The following is a 492-nucleotide window of genomic DNA, read 5'->3' as shown; positions in this document are numbered from 1 at the left end:
TATCGGAAAAGAGGTGTTCAGGGGAAAGGAGGAAATATTGGTGGAGGAATTGTTGATATTAGAAAAGAGAATTTTGATAATAGACGTTGTTATTTAAATTGAGAGTCTAACTGTATCATATATGATAAAACAGTTGTTGATGAAGTATGGAGTCGATTACAGGTAGACTTTCATAAATCAAAACGATTTTCTGAAGAAGATTTTGAGAAAATTAGTAGATGGGATTGGTTTTTAGCGAGAATAGCGAATGTTTTAGCATCATATTTATAGTATATGGACAAAAGAGAAGGGAGGCGCTTTAATGGACTGTATGAAAGAATTAATGAAATATAGTTATATGCTAATATACAAGGTTGGAGAGTATGCTGGAAAGGTCAGAGACGAAGAATTAAAAAATCTATTACAGCACCATTTACCATATATGTGATTAGCATATAATTAATAAGTAAATTTTCAAGAAGGTGAGATTGTGCAGCATATAACTTTTGTTTT

Annotated in this window: 1 protein-coding gene; it reads left to right on the top strand. The window is 31.1% G+C overall.

All coding sequences use genetic code 11. The features are described from left to right. Positions 1-301 precede the first annotated feature (301 nt). Positions 302-427 (top strand): hypothetical protein, encoded by a 126-nt coding sequence (locus NG904_RS17385; protein WP_286674381.1) that lies wholly within the window; start codon positions 302-304, stop codon positions 425-427. The last annotated feature ends 65 nt before the right edge of the window (positions 428-492 follow it).

The sequence above is a fragment of the Clostridium sp. ZBS15 genome (assembly GCF_023845705.1).
Taxonomy (GTDB): Bacteria; Bacillota; Clostridia; order Clostridiales; family Clostridiaceae; genus Clostridium; species Clostridium aquiflavi.
The sequence above is the reverse complement of the archived record's forward strand: the minus strand, read 5'-3'. Positions and strand labels throughout refer to the sequence as shown.

What these genes read in the sequence shown, in the direction of transcription:
- NG904_RS17385 (WP_286674381.1), top strand. Translation starts at nt 302, where the DNA reads ATGGACTGTATGAAAGAATTAATGAAATATAGTTATATGCTAATATAC.